The sequence below is a fragment of the Dermatobacter hominis genome (assembly GCF_020715685.1).
Taxonomy (GTDB): domain Bacteria; phylum Actinomycetota; class Acidimicrobiia; order Acidimicrobiales; family Microtrichaceae; genus Dermatobacter; species Dermatobacter hominis.
Map to the genome: position 1 here is coordinate 2,783,584 of NZ_CP085840.1, position 18,715 is coordinate 2,802,298.

19 protein-coding genes and 2 tRNA genes are annotated in these 18,715 nt (G+C 72.9%); 11 read left to right on the forward strand and 10 right to left on the reverse strand.

Annotation, left to right across the window (positions count from 1 at the left end):
* Positions 1-25: 25 nt before the first annotated feature.
* The 4 genes from LH044_RS13195 to LH044_RS13210 form a co-directional block, all read right to left on the reverse strand.
* Positions 26-796 (reverse strand): SDR family NAD(P)-dependent oxidoreductase, encoded by a 771-nt coding sequence (locus tag LH044_RS13195; RefSeq protein WP_227756050.1) that lies wholly within the window; start codon positions 794-796, stop codon positions 26-28.
* Positions 797-803: 7 nt separating this feature from the next.
* On the reverse strand, positions 804-1,232 hold the full coding sequence (gene tsaA / locus LH044_RS13200; RefSeq protein WP_227756051.1) for a tRNA (N6-threonylcarbamoyladenosine(37)-N6)-methyltransferase TrmO: 429 nt from the start codon (positions 1,230-1,232) through the stop codon (positions 804-806).
* An 11-nt stretch (positions 1,233-1,243) separates the two neighbouring features.
* The gene (locus tag LH044_RS13205) at positions 1,244-2,173 is read right to left on the reverse strand and encodes an oxygenase MpaB family protein (RefSeq protein ID WP_227756052.1); all 930 of its coding nucleotides are present in this window, start codon (positions 2,171-2,173) and stop codon (positions 1,244-1,246) included.
* A gap of 378 nt (positions 2,174-2,551) precedes the next feature.
* Positions 2,552-3,460 (reverse strand): PPK2 family polyphosphate kinase, encoded by a 909-nt coding sequence (locus LH044_RS13210; protein ID WP_227756053.1) that lies wholly within the window; start codon positions 3,458-3,460, stop codon positions 2,552-2,554.
* A gap of 147 nt (positions 3,461-3,607) precedes the next feature.
* On the opposite strand from LH044_RS13210, the gene LH044_RS13215 reads away from it, so the two are divergent.
* The 6 genes from LH044_RS13215 to LH044_RS13240 all read left to right on the forward strand — a co-directional run bounded on the left by LH044_RS13215 (position 3,608) and on the right by LH044_RS13240 (position 7,775).
* Positions 3,608-5,014, forward strand: a complete 1,407-nt coding sequence (locus LH044_RS13215; protein WP_227756054.1) for a cytochrome ubiquinol oxidase subunit I — start codon at positions 3,608-3,610, stop codon at positions 5,012-5,014.
* Positions 5,014-6,033, forward strand: a complete 1,020-nt coding sequence (gene cydB / locus LH044_RS13220; protein ID WP_227756055.1) for a cytochrome d ubiquinol oxidase subunit II — start codon at positions 5,014-5,016, stop codon at positions 6,031-6,033. Before LH044_RS13215 ends, cydB begins: the two co-directional genes overlap by 1 nt.
* 111 nt (positions 6,034-6,144) lie before the next feature.
* Positions 6,145-6,236, forward strand: a tRNA-Ser gene (locus LH044_RS13225).
* Between the two features lie 271 nt (positions 6,237-6,507).
* Entirely contained in the window at positions 6,508-6,918 is a 411-nt protein-coding gene (locus LH044_RS13230; protein WP_227756056.1) for a transglycosylase family protein, read from the forward strand.
* A gap of 416 nt (positions 6,919-7,334) precedes the next feature.
* Positions 7,335-7,408 (forward strand) — tRNA-Arg (locus LH044_RS13235).
* Between the two features lie 112 nt (positions 7,409-7,520).
* On the forward strand, positions 7,521-7,775 hold the full coding sequence (locus LH044_RS13240; RefSeq protein WP_227756057.1) for a hypothetical protein: 255 nt from the start codon (positions 7,521-7,523) through the stop codon (positions 7,773-7,775).
* 21 nt (positions 7,776-7,796) lie between these two features.
* Here the strand turns inward: LH044_RS13240 and LH044_RS13245 are convergent, their stop codons facing one another.
* On the reverse strand, positions 7,797-8,261 hold the full coding sequence (locus LH044_RS13245; protein ID WP_227756058.1) for a hypothetical protein: 465 nt from the start codon (positions 8,259-8,261) through the stop codon (positions 7,797-7,799).
* Positions 8,262-8,403: 142 nt separating this feature from the next.
* Between LH044_RS13245 and LH044_RS13250 the strand changes: the two genes are divergently transcribed.
* From LH044_RS13250 to LH044_RS13265, 4 genes are all read left to right on the forward strand, one after another.
* On the forward strand, positions 8,404-9,291 hold the full coding sequence (locus LH044_RS13250) for an excalibur calcium-binding domain-containing protein (protein ID WP_227756059.1): 888 nt from the start codon (positions 8,404-8,406) through the stop codon (positions 9,289-9,291).
* A gap of 157 nt (positions 9,292-9,448) precedes the next feature.
* Positions 9,449-12,529 carry an AfsR/SARP family transcriptional regulator gene (locus tag LH044_RS13255; protein WP_227756060.1) on the forward strand — a complete coding sequence of 1,027 codons (3,081 nt, stop codon included), beginning with the start codon at positions 9,449-9,451 and terminating at the stop codon, positions 12,527-12,529.
* A 50-nt stretch (positions 12,530-12,579) separates the two neighbouring features.
* Positions 12,580-13,164, forward strand: coding sequence for a hypothetical protein (locus LH044_RS13260; protein WP_227756061.1), 585 nt, complete (start codon positions 12,580-12,582; stop codon positions 13,162-13,164).
* A gap of 118 nt (positions 13,165-13,282) precedes the next feature.
* Positions 13,283-13,771 carry an SAM-dependent methyltransferase gene (locus tag LH044_RS13265; protein WP_227756062.1) on the forward strand — a complete coding sequence of 163 codons (489 nt, stop codon included), beginning with the start codon at positions 13,283-13,285 and terminating at the stop codon, positions 13,769-13,771.
* Between the two features lie 54 nt (positions 13,772-13,825).
* On the opposite strand, the gene LH044_RS13270 is transcribed toward LH044_RS13265, so the two are convergent.
* Positions 13,826-14,662, reverse strand: a complete 837-nt coding sequence (locus LH044_RS13270; protein ID WP_227756063.1) for a DUF1206 domain-containing protein — start codon at positions 14,660-14,662, stop codon at positions 13,826-13,828.
* Between the two features lie 92 nt (positions 14,663-14,754).
* Between LH044_RS13270 and LH044_RS13275 the strand changes: the two genes are divergently transcribed.
* Complete coding sequence (locus LH044_RS13275) at positions 14,755-15,237, forward strand: DUF3237 domain-containing protein (protein ID WP_227756064.1); 483 nt, start codon at positions 14,755-14,757, stop codon at positions 15,235-15,237.
* On the opposite strand, the gene LH044_RS13280 is transcribed toward LH044_RS13275, so the two are convergent.
* The 4 genes from LH044_RS13280 to LH044_RS13295 all read right to left on the reverse strand — a co-directional run bounded on the left by LH044_RS13280 (position 15,213) and on the right by LH044_RS13295 (position 18,715).
* Positions 15,213-16,673 (reverse strand): MFS transporter, encoded by a 1,461-nt coding sequence (locus tag LH044_RS13280; protein ID WP_227756065.1) that lies wholly within the window; start codon positions 16,671-16,673, stop codon positions 15,213-15,215. The genes LH044_RS13275 and LH044_RS13280 overlap by 25 nt on opposite strands.
* Complete coding sequence (locus tag LH044_RS13285; RefSeq protein ID WP_374210624.1) at positions 16,670-17,614, reverse strand: TIGR03619 family F420-dependent LLM class oxidoreductase; 945 nt, start codon at positions 17,612-17,614, stop codon at positions 16,670-16,672. The genes LH044_RS13280 and LH044_RS13285 overlap by 4 nt, the downstream gene beginning before the upstream one ends.
* Before the next feature lie 32 nt (positions 17,615-17,646).
* Complete coding sequence (locus LH044_RS13290) at positions 17,647-18,132, reverse strand: nuclear transport factor 2 family protein (RefSeq protein WP_227756067.1); 486 nt, start codon at positions 18,130-18,132, stop codon at positions 17,647-17,649.
* A gap of 73 nt (positions 18,133-18,205) precedes the next feature.
* Positions 18,206-18,715: an LURP-one-related/scramblase family protein gene (locus LH044_RS13295; protein ID WP_227756068.1), complete on the reverse strand. Its 510-nt coding sequence runs from the start codon at positions 18,713-18,715 to the stop codon at positions 18,206-18,208.

Consider the following 18,715-nt stretch of genomic DNA (forward strand, 5'->3'; position numbering starts at 1 on the left):
CCTCGGCTCGTCAGAGCGCGAACGATCAGAGCGCGAACGAGTAGCCCCCGTTCAGCGGCAGCGTCTGGCCGGTGATCCAGGACGCGTGCTCGGTCGCGAGGAACACCGCCACCGCGCCGGCGTCGCCCGGGTCGCCGGGACGGCGGATCGCGTAGTTGCGCAGGATCTGCCGGGCGCGGTCGCTGTCGGGCTCGGACCACAGCGCCTCGGTCGCGTCGGTCCGCATCGTGCCGAGCGAGAGGTTGTTGGCAGTGATCCCGAACCGGCCGTTCTCCCGGGCCAGGGCGCGGGTCAGCCCCGCCGAGCCGGCCTTCGCCGCGCTGTAGGCGGCGCTCCCCGGATCGCCGATCCGACCGGCGTCGGACACGATCGTGATGAGGCGCCCCCACCCGGACTCGATCATGCCGGGCAGGACGGCGCGCGAGCAGTGCATGGCGCCGTAGAGGTTGACCCGGATGAACGGCTCCCAGTCCTGCGGGTCCGACTCGGCGAACGGTCCCCGGCCCCCGAACCCCTCGGCTCCGGCGTTCCCGGCGTTGTTCACGAGGACGTCGACCGGACCGCACGCCGCGACCGCGTCGGCGACGGCGACCGGGTCGGTGACGTCGAAGGCCGATGCCGTCGCCCGTCCCCCGCCGGCGGCGATCCGCTCGACCGCCGCCTGGGTCCGAGCGGGGTCGAGGTCGTTGACGACCACCGTCGCACCAGCCCCGGCGAAGGCCTCGGCGATCGCCAACCCGACACCCTGCCCGGCGCCCGTGACCAGCACCCGCCGCCCGGTCAGGTCGAGCTCCACCACTGCGTCAGCGCTCGTCGATCGGGCCCAGCACCGGCTTCAGGTCGACGACGGGCGTGCCGTCGACGGCCTCGAGCCCCTGCACCGTGACCGTCGTGCCGGCCACGCGCTCGACGGTGACCTCGTGGAGACCGATCGGGTTGGGTCGACCGGGCGAACGGGTGGCCAACACGCCGACCGCCGGCCGTCGGAGATCGCCGCGCGGGTGGACGGTCAGCTCCTCCCGGTCGGCGAGGTGCAGCCACGTCAGGACCACCAGCCGGTCGCCGACCTCGATCCCGTCGAGCGCCGGCGCGAGCCGGGCGTCGATCACGAGGTCGGCGGAGCTCGGCGCCTCGTCACCCTGCCGCGGCGCATCGGCCGGATCGACGAGCGACGAGGCCACGCGCCCGATCGGCCTGACCGTCAGCTCCGCCGGCCCGTCCTCCGTCGACATCGGTCGGTCGCTCAGGCCGCCGAGCCCGTGACGCCGACCGGATCGGGCGCGCCGGTGGCACGCCGCCGGGCGATCGCCGCGCACGGCAGCTCGGGCACCGCCCACCGGACGACGGCGACCTTCGTGCGCTCGAGCCGGTCCGACAGCGCGCGGGCGGCGACGTTGCCGTGGTCCAGCCCGGTCAGCTCCCGGGCCCACCGCGGCATCAGCATCATCGACCCGCGCAGGCCCATCCACCGCTCGGCCCGCTCCCGCGGTCCGACGGCCTGGCCCTCGACCGCGCCCTCGGCGAGGAAGCGGATGAACTCCCGGGTCTGCTCGTTGACCGCCAGCTCGGGTCGGATCCGCTCGACGAACGCGTCGAGCTCGTCGACCGAGGTCGGCACGCCCTCGCCGCCGCCCATCCGCCCGACCACCGCCTGCTCGCCGAGGTAGCGATCCTTCTCCTCCGAGCTGAGCGGGCGTCGGTACCGGTCGTACGCGGTCATGATCGCCCACGGGATGCAGGTGTGCACCCACGCGAGCAGCTCGGGGTCGAGCGCGCGGTAGGGCTGGCCGTCGGGTCGCGTCCCCTCGACGAACGAGTGGACGTGGCGCACCTTCCCGATCACCTCGGTCGCCGCCGGCGTCGAGCCGAACGTCGTCCGCAGCACGTAGCCGAGCGTGTTCTGCGCGCGCTTGATCGGCTCGGTTCGGAACGTCGACTGCTGCGAGACGCCGGCCATCACCGACGGGTGGAGGACCTCCATAATGATCGCCGCCGACCCCGCGGCCGACACGATCGCCAGGTCGCCGTGCAGCTCCCACGAGATGCTGTCGGGTCCGCCGACCAGCCCGGGGTCGCCGGGTTCGCCCTCGTAGAGCTCGGCCTCGTCGTGGCGACCGCCGACCGCCTCGATGTCCGCGACCACGCGCCGGCGGAAGGACTCGATGGGATCCATGCCGTCGACCCTCGCCCGAACCGTCGGGCTGTGTCAACGGTCACGGACCGGCGCCCGGGACGGCCTGTCGGCGGCGCAGGAGGAGATCCGAAGGGATCCGTGGTTGAACGACCTTCGGTGAAGTACGCTCAGCGACGCAAATGAGGGGGAACCGGTGGTCCGCGCTGGGGGCGGCGGCGCTGACGGTGGTCTGCGCCGTTGCTGTGCTGCACCCGGACGTGGTCCGGTCGCTCACGACCGTGACCCGCATCCTCCTCGGCACCGGCCTCGTCCTGTCCGGTCTCGTGCTCTCCGGGCTCGGTCGCCGCGGCACACGAGCCGACGTCGGACGCTCGCGACCGTCGCCCGAGGCGCTCCCGACGCCGCCGGCCCGGCGGTTCAGTCGGCCTCGCCGAGCAGCTGCTCCCGGGCAGCCGCCAGGCCCACCCGCTGCTCGTCGCTGATCCGCGGCGTGGAGATCGGCAGCGAGTCGATCACGTCGACCAGCACGTCGGAGACGAGCGTGCGCATCCGCCACTTGCGATCGGCCGGGATCACGTACCACGGGGCGAACGACGTGGAGGTCGCCCGGATCGCGTCCTCGAACGCGACCTGGTAGTCGTCCCAGTACTCGCGCTCCTTCACGTCGTTGGCCGAGAACTTCCAGTTCTTCTCGGGCGTGTCGATGCGGTCGAGGAACCGCACGCGCTGCTCCTCCTTCGAGAGGTGCAGGAAGAACTTCACGACGAGGATGCCGTTGCGCACCAGGTGCCGCTCGAAGGCGACCATGTCCTGGTAGCGGTGCTCCCACATCTTCGGACCCTTCGCGCTCTCGGGCAGCCGCTGGTTGGCGATGACCTCGGGGTGCACCCGGGCGACCAGCACCTCCTCGTAGTAGGAGCGGTTGAAGATGCCGACCTGGCCGCGCTCGGGCAGCCGGCGGGCGTAGCGCCACAGGTAGTTGTGGTCGAGCTCCTCGGCGCTCGGCACCTTGAAGCTCGACACCGCGACGCCCTGCGGGTTCATGCCGCTGAGCACGTGCTTGATCGTGCCGTCCTTGCCGGCGGCGTCCATCGCCTGGAACACGACCAGCAGCCCGTAGGTGTCGTTCGCCCACAGCTTGGCCTGGGCGGCGACGAGGCGGGCCCGGTTCGCCTCGAGCTCCTCGAGGGCCTGCGCCTTGGTCCGCAGCGCCAGCCCGCGCGGCAGGTGCTTCGCGCCCTTCCAGTCGGTCGGGTGGTCCCGGAGCCGGAACGACGACCCGTCGGAGACACGGCAGACGTCGATGGCCTTCACGGCAGCGCTCATGGGCGGTTCCCCCCCGGTCGTCGGACGGTCGGCGATCCCGGTCGACGGTAGCGGCGGCGCGGCCCGTCGCCACCTGCGGAGGTCGATCGGGCGGCAGGACCCGATTGGTAGTGTCCGGTCCTCCGGCGCCGGACGGAGGTCAGGTCGTTGAGCACGGAGCTGCTGCACCGCATCCAGTTCGGTCTGACGATCAGCTTCCACTTCATCTTCCCGCCCATGTCGCTCGGACTGGGCCTGGTGCTGATCATCTTCGGGGTCCAGTCCGTGCGGACGAAGGACCCGAAGTGGCGCCAGCTCGCCATCTTCTGGACGAAGGTCTACGGCCTCATCTTCGCCATGGGCGTCGCCACCGGGCTCGTCCAGGAGTTCCAGTTCGGCACCAACTGGTCGGTGTACTCGCGCTACGTCGGCAACATCTTCGGGAGCCTGCTGGCGGCCGAGGGGATCTTCGCCTTCATGCTCGAGGGCGGGTTCCTCGGCGTGATGCTGGCCGGCGGCCAGCGGCTCGGGAACAAGCTGTGGCTCTTCGCGACGACGATGGTCGTGGCCGGCGCGACCTTCAGCGCGACGTGGATCATCATGGCGAACTCCTGGATGCAGACGCCCCAGGGCTACGAGCTGCGCGACGAGGGCCGGGGCACCCAGGCCTTCATGACCAGCTTCCGCGAGGTCGTGTTCACGCCGTCGTTCGGCCCGAGGTTCTGGCACACGCTCGTCGCGTCGTGGATGGTCGGCTGCGCGCTCGTCATGAGCGTCGCCGCGTTCTACCTGCTGCGCCGGCGGCACGTGGAGCTGTCGAAGACGATGATGCGCGTCGCCCTGCCGCTGTTCACCGTGCTCGCCGTCCTGCAGGTCGCGGTCTTCGGCGCCAACCAGGCCACCGAGGTCGCGACGAACCAGCCCGAGAAGCTGGCGGCGCTCGAGGGCGTCTACCAGACGCAGGACTGCGCGCCGATGACGATCGTCGGCTGGACGGACCCCGACACGCAGACCACGACCGGCATCAAGATCCCGTGCCTGCTCAGCATCCTGGTCGGCAAGAGCCCGTCCACGACCGTCGACGGCCTCGACGAGTTCCCGACCGACGACTGGGCCGACGCGTCGGTCGTGTTCCACACGTACCACCTGATGATCAACCTCGGGATGCTGTTCGTCGTCATCGGCGGGGTGGGCTGCCTGCTCTGGATCTGGAAGCGCAGGCTGTGGGAGCAGCGGTGGATGCTGCGGGTGCTGGTCGCCACGATCGTGCTGACGCAGCTCGCCACGTTGTCCGGCTGGTGGACCGCCGAGCTCGGTCGGCAACCGTGGATCGTGTGGCAGCTCCTCCGCACCGAGGACGCGTTCAGCCCCAACGTGTCGACCGGCCAGGTCGCGTTCACGATCGGGATGTTCGTCGTGCTCTACGCCGTCGTCCTCGGCGTCTTCCTCTTCCTGCTCGACCGCATCATCCGGGGCGGTCCGCCCGACCCGCCGGGCGAGGACGAGATCGAGTCGCTGCCCGACACGTGGGGTGAGGTCTTCAGCCGCTCCCGCGCCACCGGACGGAGCCGCTGATGTGGCTCAACACGCTCTGGTTCGTGCTGTTCGTGATGATCATCGCGGGCTACGTCGTGCTCGACGGCTTCGACCTCGGCGTCGGCATGCTGTCGCCGGTCCTCGCCCGCGACGACCGGGACCACCGCCTGCTCCTCAACTCGATCGGTCCGGTCTGGGACGGCAACGAGGTGTGGCTGGTGCTCGGCGGCGGCGCGCTGTTCGCCGCGTTCCCGATCGTCTACGCGTCGCTGTTCAGCGGCTTCTACCTGGCGATGATGCTGGTGCTGCTCGTGCTCATCCTGCGGACGATCGCGATCGAGTTCCGGTCCCAGCGCGAGAGCCCACGCTGGCGCGCGACGTGGGACTGGTTCTTCTTCGCGTCGTCGCTCGGCATCACGCTGCTGCTCGGCGTCGCCCTCGGCAACGTGATCCGGGGGGTGGCGATCGACGCCGCCGGCGAGATCGACGTGGACCTGGTCGAGATGCTCAACCCGTACTCGCTCGCCGTGGGCGTCACCGCGGTGGCGATGCTGTGCCTCCACGGCTGCCTGTTCGTGACGCTGAAGGTCGACGGGCCGCTGCTCGAACGGGCCGAGCGCCTGGCGCCCAAGCTGATGGTCGGGTTCTTCGTGCTGATGACCGTGCTGATCGCGTGGACGCTGATGCTCGACAACGAGATCTCGGACCGGTACGCCGACCGGCTCTGGATCGGCGTCTTCCCGCTGCTCGCCCTGGTGGCGACGCTCGTGTCGTGGCGGCAGCTGCGGCGGCGGACGTACTTCACGGCGTTCCTCGCATCGGGCGTCACCATCGCGCTGCTGCTCGCGACGGTCGCGGCCGGCGTGTACCCGGTGCTCCTGACGTCGTCGATCGACCCGAGCTACGACCTGACGATCCACAACGCCGCATCGGCCGAGCCGACGCTGATGGTCATGTTCGTCATCGCGCTGATCGGCATCCCGTTCGTCCTGCTCTACACCGCCGGCGTCTACTACTTCTTCCGCGGGCGGGTGGTGCTCCACGACGAGAGCTACTGAGCGCCCGGCCGCGACGGCTGGCGGTCGATCGCCGGTGCTCGACGGACCGCGCCGGTGCCGGCGCGCCGTGTGGTGGCTGCGGTCCGAACCGGTACAGTGACCGGCTGATCTGGAGAGGTGCCGGAGTCAGGTCGATCGGGCCTCCCTGCTAAGGAGGTGTGGGGGCAACCTCACCGTGGGTTCGAATCCCACCCTCTCCGCCACTCGGGCGTCGGCGTTCGCCGGCGCCCGTGTCGCGTCCGGACATGGCGTTACGTGACGCATGGCGCCCTCTCCTGCATTGCAATTCCGTGACGATCTGACGTACAACTGTCAACCGTTGAACCAAGAGCGGTGGCCTCGTGGCTGGCGCGCATGGGGTGGTCTCCCACGGGAGATCGGCTGTGTGGACCCGTGTGATGCCGACGAGGGATCCCTTCTCCCCCTGATCTGACCGCGCCCCGACCTCCGGGGCGTCCGTTTGGAGGAACACCAATGAACAGGAAGTCCTTGACGCGCGCGCTTGCAGCGCTGCTCGTCGTCGGTGGGTTCATGCTCGCCGCATGCACCCCGGAGCAGCACGCTGCGGTCATGGCCCACGTCCGGGCCCAGGATGCGCTCCGCGCCGGCGACCGGTTCGCCGGAGCGATCAGCGATGCCGGCCTCGCCCGCCTGCGGGCCTGCGAGTCCGGCGGCAACTACGGCATCGTGAGCTCGAACGGCCTCTACCGCGGCGCCTACCAGTTCCACCGCACCACGTGGAACTCGGTGGCCGCCAAGTACTACCCGCACCTGCGGGGCGTCGACCCGGCCGCCGCGGCCCCGTACGACCAGGACCGCATGGCCCGTGCCCTGTGGGCGACCGGTGGTCCCCGCAACTGGCCGGTGTGCTCCAGGCGCGTCTGACGCGACCGCACTCCGCGCGCTTCGGTGGCCGGGCCCTCGGGTCCGGCCACCGGCGCGTACGGGCTCGACGCTTCCTGGCCCTGCGCTGCGCTGCGAACTTGTACGCCACGACCCACATCGGCGACCGCCACGCACAAGATCGATGCGGCCCGACGAACTTGTACGCCACCAGCCACATGGTCGACCGCCACGTACAAGATCGATGGCCCCCGAACTTGTACGCAGCGAGCCACATCGGCGACCGCCACGTACAAGATCGATGGCCCCCGAACTTGTACGTCACCAGCCACATCGGCGACCGCGACGTACAAGTTCGCAAGGTGGGGCTTGGTCGGGTGGGCCGGGTGGTCGGGTGGTGGGCGGGTACGCCTTTGGCCGCCTCGCGGGCTCCGTCTAGGATCTGACGGTTCCAACCAGCGCTCGTAGCTCAATTGGATAGAGCATCTGACTACGGATCAGAAGGTTGGGGGTTCGATTCCCTCCGAGCGCGCAGACCGAGACCCTCGCTCCGGCGGGGGTCTCGTCGCGTCCGGGGCCGTGCGGGCTGGCATGGTGGAGGCGACGACGGCGCTCGCTGCGACCGTCCGGAGGGGAGGTCAGCCGTGCTGCAGTCCGAGATCGACGAGATCGTCAGCGACGAGCTCACCAGCGGCGGGCACCGGCCCGGCGTGCTCGTGAGCGGCGACGGCCCGAGGTTCACCGCCCAGGTCGGCGAATGGGTCGAGCCGAAGGACCTGGCCGGCGCCGCGCAGCGCATCGCCGAGCGACTCCACCAGATCGACCCGCAGGTCCAGGTGCTGCTGTCGATCTCGACGCCGTGGTACATCCACGACGGCCGCATCGAACCCGTCGACTGAACGCCGCCCCGGCACCGGCCGTCAGCTGCGACGTCGGCCGAGGAGCGGCTCGAGCGCGCAGATGTAGTCGGTGAGCGTGAGCGCCAGGTCCATCGCCAGATCGGGGTCGCCGAGGTCGGGGTCGAGCCACACCTCCGAGACGCGGCGCCAGTCCTCGGGACGTCCGAGGAAGGGGCCGGCGACGGCCTCGTCGCCCAGCACCGCGCGCCACGACCGCTCCTGCCGCACGAGCTCGGCGAGCACGGCGTCGTTCTCCTCCGTCGACCGGTGCTCGAGGTGGAACCCGACCTCGACGGCGAGGTGCTCGGCGCCGGGGACCAGCTTCGGGCTGACGACCTGCGCCTCGTAGTGGGCCCGGGGCGGCTCGGCCGGGCCGATCCATGCTTTGAGCCCGTACGACCGGGGCCGGACCCGCAGCTCCCCGAGGTCCGACGGGACCAGGCTGCGGCACCCCTCTGCGACCGCCTCGAACAGGGCGAGCTCCATCCCCGGACTCCTTCGGTTCCGTCCGTCGCCGACGCTACCGGCCGGTCGGGACGGCACCTCGGGGTGACGACGCGCAGACCTGTTGAGGGAGCGAACGCCGCTCAGTAGCGTCAGCCGGGAGCAGGAGGGAGAGCGCGACGTGATGCGTTCCACGAGAGCGGTGGTGCTGGCGGCGGCGGTCGTGGCGGTGGTGGCCGGGTTCCAGGGGCTGGCGACCGCCGACGACGAACCGGTGGTGACCGAACCGCCGGTCACGGAGCCGACCGTGACCGAACCGCCGCCCGAGCCGGTCGTGACCGAGCCGCCCGCGCCCGAACCGACGACCACCGAGGCGCCGTCGACCGCGCCCGAGCCGGCGGCCCCCGTCGTGCCGTCGACGGCTCCGAGCGTGGCGGCGCGGGCTCCGTCGGCAGCCCCGGCCCCCTCGACGTCACCGGCCCCGGCGCCGACGGCACCCGCCGCGTCGCCCCTGCCGACCGCGCGGGCCCAGGTCTTCTTCTCGAGCTGCGAGGAGGCGAGCCGGGCGGGCTACTGGAACATGCGCCGCGGCGAGCCCGGCTACTCGGCGAACCTCGACCGCGACGGCGACGGCATCGCCTGCGACGACCCCAGCAACCAGCCGACCCAGGGCACCGCCCCGGCCGTGACGACGCCGACGCCCGCCCCGCAGGTCGCCGGCGCGTCCCAGACCCAGCCGTACGCCAACTGCACCGAGGCCCGGGCCGACGGTCAGACCAACATCCCGGCCAGCTCGCCGGTCTTCCAGCCGGGTCTCGACGCGGACAACGACGGCATCGGGTGCGAGCAGGGCGAGTCGGGGACGGCGACGACGTCGGGGGTGGCCGGCGCGGGGAGCCTCGCCCAGACCGGCACCGACAGCATCCCGCTGTCGGTCACGGCCGGAGCGCTCGTGCTCCTCGGGCTGCTCGCCTTCCTCGTGCGGGAGCGCCTCAACGCCGTGCGCTACATCGTCGTGCACTCGAAGACCGGCGCCATCCACCTCGTGCCGAGGGCCCGCCGCTTCCAGTGAGCCGGGCCCGCTGATCGTCCCCCTCCGTTTCGGCGGCGGTTTTCGTCGCCTGGCGACGGAAACCGGCGCCAGAACGAGAGGGTGGGGGCAGCGGCGACGGAGGGTGGGCAGAGTTCCCCTCTGGGTGGCGGGTCGGTCCTTCGTTACCCTCGTCCGCGTGGAGGGAACCGAGGTTCGGGTGCTGGGCCCGACGGTCGTGATCGACGGCACGGGCGCGCGCCCGGTGCGATCCGCGCAGCTGCTGCGGCTGCTGGCGTCGCTCGTCATCGCCGACGGCGGCGTCGTCGACGACGACCTCCTCGCCGAACGCCTGTGGTCCGGCTCCCCGCCACCGAGCGCCCGATCGGGGCTGCAGGTGGTCGTGCACCGGCTCCGTGGCCTGCTCGAACCCCGCGGCGACGGCGGCGACGCGCCCCGGGCGATCGTCCGCACCGGCTCCGGGTACCAGCTTGAGCCGGGAGCGATCGTGCTGGACGCCGACCACGCGTCGACGCTCGTCGCCGCCGGCGAGCGCGCCCTGCCCGGCCACCCGGATCGGGCCATCGGCCACCTCGACGAGGCGTGCGCCTGCTGGCGCGGCGATGCGTGGCCGGCGCTCGTCGACGAGCCGTGGATGGCCGCCGAGCGGGCGCGGCTGCACGAACTTCGCCTCCGTGCCGAGGACGCACGCGTCGACGCCCTGCTCATCGCCGGACTGCCAGGGGACGCCACCGCGGCGGCCCGGCGGGGCGTGGATGCCGAGCCGTTCCGTGAGCGGCGCTGGGCGCAGCTGATCACCGGCCTCTACCAGGACGGCCGCCAGCGCGCCGCGCTGGCCACCTACGAGGAGGTGCGGCGCCGGCTGGCCGACGACCTCGGCGTCGCGCCGGGTCCGGACCTCGTCCGGGTCCACCGCGCTGTGCTCGACCACGATCCCGCACTCGCGGGCGGCGCTCCCCCGTCGGCACCGGATCGGCTCGCACCGGCGGCCACGCTGCGCCGTGCGCCCACGCCGACGACCGACCTCGTCGGTCGCGAGGACGACCTCGTCCGCCTGGTCGACGCGCTGGACGGGCACCGGCTCGTGAGCGTCATCGGCCTCGGTGGGCTCGGGAAGTCGGCGATCGCCGCCCACGCCGCCGACGACCGCAGCGACCAGCACCCCGACGGCTGCGTCGTGGTGGCCGCCGACGCGCTGGGCGACGGCCGGGCGGTGCTCGACGAGCTCGCCGACCGGCTGGGCGTCAGCGTCGACGACCCGCAGCGGCGATCGGACGCCGTCCGCACGTTCGTCGCCGACCGCCGGATCCTCGTCGTGCTCGACGGGTGCGAGGCCCGGCTCGACGAGTCGGCCGACGTGGCCCGGCTCCTGCTCGCCGCCGGCCCGGGGGTGCGGGTGCTGTGCACCTCGCGGCTGCCCCTCGACCTGCCGGAGGAGGTGACGGTCGCGCTGCGGCCCCTCGGCGTGCCGGCGGCCGACGACGCAGACCCGCTCGCGTCCCCGGCGGTCCGGCTGCTGCTCCAGCGGATCGGCCCCGACGCCGCCCCGTCCGACGATCCGGACGAGCTCGCGGCGCTGGTCGAGATCGTGCAGCGGGTCGACGGGCTCCCGCTCGCGATCGAGCTGGCCGCCGCCCAGTGCCGGGTCCTGCCCCTCCGCTCGCTGGCCACGGCGCTCGGCGAGCGCATGGACGTGCTCGCGTCGGACGAGCGCGGACGACCCGAACGCCACCGGTCCCTCGCCGCCTGCCTCGACGTCACGCTCGACCTCGTGGACGACGAGGCGATCGACGAGCTCCAGACCCTCGCCCTGCTGCCCGCCCCGGCGAGCATCGACCTGCTCGGCGTCGACCGCGATCCGGCGCTGCTCCGCCGGATCGACCGGCTCGCCGCCGCGTCGCTGGTGCGCTGCGACCGCGGCCACGTGGAGCTGCTGCCCACGGTCCGGGCGCGGGCGCTGGCCGACGTCGACACGGCCGCCACCGACCGCCACGTCGAGACGCTCGCCCGCCGGTGCACCGACTTCGCCGACCGCCACCGGACGGCCCTGCGCATCGGACCGCAGGCCCGGGCGATCGCGGCCTTCGGCGACCAGTACGACAACCTCCTCGCGGTCGTCGCGCTGCTCGGCGGCGCCGACCGGCCCGGCGACGCGGTCCGGCTCGTCGCGGCCCTCGACCGCTACTGGTACCTGGAGCCCCACGGTGACGATCCGCGACGGACGCTCGGACCGCTCGTCGACCGAGCGCGCGCCGACGGCAGGACGTTGGACGAGGCGATCCTCGCGAGCGCGCTCGCCGAGGCCACCCGCGCCGAGGACGCCGGCATCCCGCCACACCACGACGCGCTGCGGGCCGCCGTCCCCGTGCTCGAGGCGGCGGGCGAGCACGGGCGCGCGATCGACGCCCTGGGCCTGCTCGTCATCGGGACCGGTTGGATCGGTGAGCTCGACGAGATGGCCGAGCACACCGCCCGCGCCCGGTCGCTGCGCCGCACGCACCTCGGCGACGACCCGGAGGCGCCCTGGTACGACGCCGTCGACCGCTACATCGGTGCCATGGTGATCGGGTTCTCGGGCGACCTGGCCGGCGCGCTCCGCGGCCTGCTCGACGCCCGCGCCGAGATCGCTGCGGTCGGCGATCGGGCCCTGGCCGGGCGCGTCGTCCTCTGGGCGGCGCTCGTCGCCGATGCGCTCGGCGACGACGACGCCCGCCACGAGCTGCTGACCGGGGCTGTGTCGGACCTCTCGGCAGGACGGCTCGGCGGCGCCCAGCACAAGCTGCTCATCACGGTCGCGGAGCTCGCCGTCGGCGACGACGACCCCGAGGCGGACCGGCTCCTGACCGAGGCGATCGCCGCAGCCGAGCAGCGCAACGACCGGCTCGGTGTCGCCCGGTGCCAGCGGGAGCTCGGGGTCCTGGCGGCGCGGGCCGGTCTCGACGACCGGGCGGCGATGTGGTTCCGCACCGCCCTCCCCACGCTGGCCGAGCTCGACCCGGAGGCGTTCGCCCTGGCGTTGGAGGAGGTCGGACCGCTGCTCGAGCGGTGGGGCCGGGTCGACGAGGCGTCGTGCCTGCGCGTCGCCGCGCTGGGCGTGCCGACGGATCCCGCCGCACGGACGTGGGACGGTCGCCGCCTGGCCGAGCTGCGGGACGGCGCCGATGCCGGCGGCGCAGCTCCCCGACCCCCGGGGCCCGACGCCCTCCGCACCGCTCTCGACGCCCTCGGACCGCACCGGCGCTCCCTCACCGTTCAGTGAGCGTTCAGCAACGTGCCGTAGCGTCCGGGCACGCGAGCTGGAGGGATGACATGGGGACGAGACGACGGAACGTGGCGCGCATCGCGCTGGGAGCGGCGTTCGCCGCGATCGCACTGGCGGCGTGCGCGCCGGATCCGGGCCCGCCGCCGACCACGTCGCTGGCGGGCGAGAACCTGACGTCGTGGGACATGGCGACGATCGTCAGCGGGACCTGCAACCCGGCCGGCGAGTCGACGTTCACGCTCGAGGTGAGCGGTGACGCCGCAGGTCCGTACCCGGGCACCTTCACCGAGACCATGTCGGTGATCCTCGGACCGCAGACGGAGGAGTTCCTGCCCGGCCAGTTCCGCGGTCACGTGACCTCGTTCGAGTCCACTGCGACGATCACGGGCGCCAACGGGCCCGTCTCGGTGGCGTCGACGCTCGATGCCTCGTCTTTCACCGCCGGCGTGTGCAGCAACAGCGCGTCGGGGCCGTGGACGATCACGGGCCAGATCTACGTCGACGTCGACTACCAGGCCACCGCCGGTCCGGCCACGGCGTCGGGCACGGCCAACGTGCAGTTCAACATGATCGCCGGCAACTGCTCCTGCACCGGCAGCGCACCGGAGTTCCACCACACGTTCGCATCGTGAGCGGGGCCGGGAGCACCACCGTCCTGAGGTGCGTCGAACACGACGGCGCGTGACGGGGACGGCGCACGAGCGCAGAGGGAAGCGCCCTACGGTCGGGGGTCGGTGAAGGAGGACCCCCTTGCAACACACCGATCCCCGACCGGGTGACGAGCTGCTCGTGCGACCGATCGGTCACGTCCGTGGAGGGCGTGACGTGGTCGAGGACGACGACTGGCAGTCCGTGACCGCGCGCATCGAGCTCGACGGCGGCGTGGTCAACCCCGACGCGACCGACGGCCTCGAGTCCTTCTCGCACGTCGAGGTCGTCTACGTCTTCGACCGCGTCGACCCGGGCTCGGTGTGCACCGGCGCCCGCCACCCCCGCGGTCGCGAGGACTGGCCGCGGGTCGGGATCCTCGCCCAGCGGGCCAAGGACCGACCGAACCGGATCGGCGTCACCGTGTGCGACCTGGTCCGGGTCGAGGACGGGGCGCTGGTCGTCGCGGGGCTCGACGCCGTCGACGGCACGCCGGTGCTCGACGTGAAGCCCTACCTCACCGGGTTCGCCCCACGGGGCGAGGTGCGGGAACCGGCGTGGGCGACCGAGCTCATGCAGGGCTACTGGTAGCGGGCGCCGAGCCCGCCCGGACACGGGCGACCACCAGCCGCTCCCCGGCGCCGCTCAGGCCGCGGTGCGGGCCTTCGACTCGGCGATGCAGAACACGCCGTAGACGAACAGGCCCAGGGCGATCGCCCAGAGCAGGATCGGCCCCCACGACGTCCCCGCCAGCTCGAGCAGCGCCCCCGACGGTCCGGCGGCCTTCTCGGGCCGGTAGGCGATCGCCGCCTGGAGGAAGAACCAGCCGACCACCGCGATGACCAGCGCCCTTGCGGTGTAGCCGACCATGCCCAGCCGGACGATCCACGAGTGCTCGTCGGCGTCGAGGCGCTCCGCGAAGTGGCGCTGCAGCACCTGCTTGTAGAAGCTGAACACGGCGTACCCGATGATCCCCGCGCCGAGCAGCCCGACGAGCCAGCGGCCGGCCGGCAGGTCGAACATCGTGGACGCGGCCTCCTTCGACTTCTGGTCGCTCCCCGAGCCGCCGCCCCCGCCGGTGCCCTCGCCCGTCCAGTTCGAGATCGTCATGGTCAGCGTGGTGACCGCGAGCGAGAGGTAGATGACGGCGAGCACCGCGTACTTGAGGCGGTGCTGGGCGTCGCTGCCCTGGACCGGGTCGCCCATGAGCGCGCAGAGCACCCGCCAGGCCGCGAGCGCGAAGAGCGCCACCGTCAGGGCCACGAGCAGGAACTTGCCGAACGGCTGCTGCGCCAACCAGGCCACCGCCCCCTCGCCGGACGGGTCCTGCTCCTTCTCGCCCATCGCGATGCGGATGGCGAGCAGCCCGACGATCATGGCCACCACGCCCTGGCCGACCAGGCCGATGCGGCCCAGCGGCTCCTTCCAGTCCCTCGCCTTGTCCGCGACGGCGTGTCGACTCGAGCCCACTGCGTGCGTCATGGGGATCTCATCCCCACTCGAGGGGTGGCGCAGTACCGGCGTCGTAGGCTCCGCGCAGCCGCGAGCGACGCGGTCCCGAACGGAGGTGCTCCATGGACGCGACCGACCTGGCGGAGATCGGCGAGCCGCCGAAGCTCGTCCCGCTGCTCCGGCTGGAGGCGACGATCGGAGCGCCGGCCATGGCCATGACGCCGGTGGGGACCCGGGCCCCGGTCGCGGTGACCGGCGGGCGCTTCGCCGGCGATCGCCTGTCCGGCTCGGTGGTGCCGGGCGGCATCGACTGGCTGCTCATCGACGCCGCCGGCATCTGGCACGTGGACGTGTCCATGGTGCTGCAGATCGACGACGGCCCGGTCGTCGTCGTCCGCTACGAGGGCCGGATCCGACTGCCCGACGACGGGATGGAGCGGCTCCTCGGCGGCGGCTCGATCGCGCCGGACGAGATGTACTTCCGCACGGCGCCCACCTTCGAGACCGAGCCGGGGCCCTACGAGTGGCTCAACTCCGTGCAGGCCGTCGGCGTGGGGTCCCTCGGACCGGGCACGGTCGCCTACGACGTCTTCGAGGTCGCCTGACGGAGCGGCGGGGCGGCGACCGGGCAGCAGAAGCCCTCGACCGGCTCGGGCGTCGGCGCCGCCCTGCGGTCGCGGATCGTCAGCCAGGCCAGGACGCCACCCGCTGCTGACAGGGCGGCGCAGATCACCATCGACTGGCGGAACCCGTCGGTCATCGCCGACGGCACGTAGAAGTCGTCGCCCGTCAGACCGGTCAGGCCGGGCAGCACGGCGACGGCGAGCAGGCCGCCCATCCGGGCCACGGCGTTGTTGATGCCGGATCCGACCCCGGCGTGCTCGTCACCCGCCGCCGCCAGCACGGTCGCGGTGATCGGGGCGACGAGGATCACGAGCCCGATCGCCACGACCAGCACACCGGGGAGGATGTGCGTCAGGTAGCGGTCGCCCGGGACGACCCGGGAGAGCATGAGCAGGCCTACGCCGACCACGACCGGCCCGACGGTGAGGGGGATGCGAACCCCGATCCGCTCCGACAGGGCCCCCGAGCGCGCCGACAGCAGCAGCATCAGGATCGTCTCGGGCAGGGACGCAGCCCCTGCCTCGACCGGTGAGTAGCCGAGCGAGATCTGCAGGAACGATGCGAAGAGGAAGAAGAAGCCGCCGACCGCGGCGTAGACGAGGAACGTCACCGCGTTCCCGGCGCTGAACTGCCGGGAGCGGAACATCCCGAGCGGCAGCATGGGCGCCGGCACCCTCGACTCGACCACGAGGAACGCCGCCAGCGCGACCACGCCGGCCACGCCCGCCGCGGTCGCCAGGCCCTCGGCGCCGACGCCGCCGGTCAGCCAGAACGTCACGCCGGCGAGCCCGACCGCCGCCAGCGCCGCGCCCAGGACGTCGACGCCGCGCACGGCGTCGGGGTCACTCGTCTCGGGGACGTGCCGGCGACCGGCGAGGAACGTGAACAGCCCGATCGGCAGGTTCAGGAGGAAGATGGCGCGCCACGACACCGCCGCGATCAGCACGCCCCCCACGAGCGGCCCGATCGCGGCGGCGACGCCCGTGAGCCCCGACCACGCGCCGATGGCACGGGCCCGGTCCCCGGGGCGGATCGACGCCTGGATGATCGCGAGGCTGCCCGGCGTGAGCAGCGCCGCGCCCCCGCCCTGCACGACGCGGGCCGCGATCAGCAGGCCCGTGTCGGGAGCGACCGCGCACAGCACCGAGGCGGCGCAGAACACCACCACGCCGACCTCGAACACCCGACGTCGCCCGTAGGTGTCCCCCAGCGCGCCGCCGACCAGGATCAGCGCGACGAGCGACAGCAGGTAGCCGGTGGTGACCCACTGGAGCGAGCTGGTGTCGGCACCCAGGTCCCGGCCGATGTCGGGCATGGCGATGCTGAGCACCGTCGAGTCGAGGAACGCCATGCTCGACCCCGCCACGGTCACGGCGACGATCCAGCGCCCAGAGCCGGAGGACAGCGCGCTCGTCATCGGGCCGACCCCGGCACCGTGGCGGCGACCGGCGGCCGACCGGTCGCCACCCGGAACGCTCCCACGACCTCGACCAGCCGCTCGCGGGCCGCGTCGGCGTCGGCCGGCAGCCGCAACGAGGCGCGGAGGTCGGTCACCCCCGCCGCGACCAGCTCGGGGACCGTCGCCATGGCCCCGTCGACGCCGAGGCCGTCGGGTCCGTCGATCGCCAGGCGCCCGACGACCTCCAGCCCGGCCGGGTCGTAGCCGGCCTGCTCGAGCGCCGCTCGCATCCGGCCGGCGGCGGCGATCGGGTCGGCGGCGTCGTCGCCCCAGGGGATCCACCCGTGGCCGAAGCGGCCGAGGCGCTCGACGACGCGGGGTCCGATGCGGCCGCTGACCCAGACGGGCACGCCCCCGGGCTGCACGGGCTTGGGCATCTGGTGGATGCCGTCGAACGTCAGGGTGGGTCCGGAGTGCCGGGCGCGCTGCTGGGTCCACAGCGCCTCCAGCACCTCCAGGCTCTCGTCGAGCAGCCGGCCCCGGCGGCCGAAGTCCAGACCGGCGGCCTCGTACTCCTCGCGCTGCCAGCCGACCCCGACGCCGAGGTCGAGGCGGCCGCCCGAGAGCACGTCGAGCGTCGCGGCGGTCTTGGCGAGCACGGCGGGCCGGCGCAGCGCGGCGATGAGGATGTTGGTCCCGAGGCGGATCGTGCTCGTCCGGCCGGCGACGACGGCGAGCGTGGTGAGCGGCTCCAGCCAGTGGCCGTCGGGCCCGGTCGGCTGCACGCCGCCCGCGGTGCCGCCCAGCTCCGGGCGGCCGTAGGCCTCGAGGTCCTCGCCGAAGGCGACGTGGTCCGACACCACGAGGCGGTCGACGCCGACCTCGTCGAGCAGCTGCGCCCGCTCGAGGGCGTGGGACCAGCCGCCCGGGTCCTCGGCCGAGAACGTCACGAGCGTCATCGACAGCCGGGGCACGGGTTCGGGGCGGTCGCTCACGTCGCGTGCTCCTGGTCGGTCGGTCGGTCGGTGCGCGCCGGGACCGGCACCTCGGTGGTGAAGCGCACCTCCACCGTGCGGGCCGAGATGCGCCAGCCGTGCTCGTCGCCCCGGTAGCGGTCGAGGTAGCGGACGTGCTGCACCCGGTCGACGGCGTCGTCGCCCGGCGTCCCGACGTGGTGGTGGGCCTGGCAGAGGACCTCGCCCTCGGCCGTGTCGGCGTCGACCATGCGGTAGCGGGCCTGGCCGAGCAGGTGGAAGGTCACCGGGTAGCGCTCGCGGAGCACGGCCGGGATCCCGGCGATGGCGTCGACGCCGTCGCGGGAGCGCTCCGAGCCGACCACGAGGTCCCGCACCGTCAGCGTGGCGTCGTCGGTGAACAGCTGCCGGAGCGCGTCGGCGTCACGGCCGTCCACCGCGGCGGCGTAGTCGGCCGCCAGGGCCCGCAGCCGCTCGCAGGTCACCGGATCGGGATCGACCACCGCACCCCCTCGCTCCGGCGGGTGGACCCCGCCAGACCTGACGGTAGGCGACGGCACCGACCCGGGTCGGCGGTCAGCGGTCGCGGGTCATCCCGTCGATGGCCACGGCGATCGCCAGGACGAGCGCCGGGTCGGTCTCGCCGAACACCTCGACCCCGTACGACTCCCGGACGCGGAACCAGCGCTTGGAGACCTCGGCGACCTTCGTGCCGTCCTGCTCGATCTCGTACTCGTGGTCGACGACGTTGCCGTGCGCGGAGAGGTCGGCCTGCCCGTCGAGCTCGATCTTGAAGTGGTCGCGCAGCCCGATGATCCGCTTGGTCACGGTCGCGCTGCGCCCGCGGACCTCGAGGTGCATCTTGTCCCGGAGCGTCAGCTTCCGCTCCTTGATCTCGGCCACCTCGGCGCCGGTCGCGTCCTGCAGGATCCACGTGTCGCGGACCCGCATCGCCTTGCCGTCGACGTGGAAGGCCTTCTGGCCCGACTCGTCGGTGATCCAGGAGTCGTCGCCGATCGCGATCAGCTCCTCGCGCATCTCGAAGCGACGGACCGGTCGGTCGTCGTGGTGTCGCAGCAGTCCCAT

Bases quoted from the DNA above. Each gene is read 5' to 3' on its own strand.
- tsaA (WP_227756051.1), bottom strand. From the start codon at position 1,232: ATGTCGACGGAGGACGGGCCGGCGGAGCTGACGGTCAGGCCGATCGGG.
- LH044_RS13205 (WP_227756052.1), bottom strand. From the start codon at position 2,173: ATGGATCCCATCGAGTCCTTCCGCCGGCGCGTGGTCGCGGACATCGAG.
- LH044_RS13210 (WP_227756053.1), bottom strand. From the start codon at position 3,460: ATGAGCGCTGCCGTGAAGGCCATCGACGTCTGCCGTGTCTCCGACGGG.
- cydB (WP_227756055.1), top strand. From the start codon at position 5,014: ATGTGGCTCAACACGCTCTGGTTCGTGCTGTTCGTGATGATCATCGCG.
- LH044_RS13230 (WP_227756056.1), top strand. From the start codon at position 6,508: ATGAACAGGAAGTCCTTGACGCGCGCGCTTGCAGCGCTGCTCGTCGTC.
- LH044_RS13245 (WP_227756058.1), bottom strand. From the start codon at position 8,261: ATGGAGCTCGCCCTGTTCGAGGCGGTCGCAGAGGGGTGCCGCAGCCTG.
- LH044_RS13250 (WP_227756059.1), top strand. From the start codon at position 8,404: ATGCGTTCCACGAGAGCGGTGGTGCTGGCGGCGGCGGTCGTGGCGGTG.
- LH044_RS13260 (WP_227756061.1), top strand. From the start codon at position 12,580: ATGGGGACGAGACGACGGAACGTGGCGCGCATCGCGCTGGGAGCGGCG.
- LH044_RS13270 (WP_227756063.1), bottom strand. From the start codon at position 14,662: ATGACGCACGCAGTGGGCTCGAGTCGACACGCCGTCGCGGACAAGGCG.
- LH044_RS13275 (WP_227756064.1), top strand. From the start codon at position 14,755: ATGGACGCGACCGACCTGGCGGAGATCGGCGAGCCGCCGAAGCTCGTC.
- LH044_RS13280 (WP_227756065.1), bottom strand. From the start codon at position 16,673: ATGACGAGCGCGCTGTCCTCCGGCTCTGGGCGCTGGATCGTCGCCGTG.
- LH044_RS13285 (WP_374210624.1), bottom strand. From the start codon at position 17,614: ATGACGCTCGTGACGTTCTCGGCCGAGGACCCGGGCGGCTGGTCCCAC.
- LH044_RS13295 (WP_227756068.1), bottom strand. From the start codon at position 18,715: ATGGGACTGCTGCGACACCACGACGACCGACCGGTCCGTCGCTTCGAG.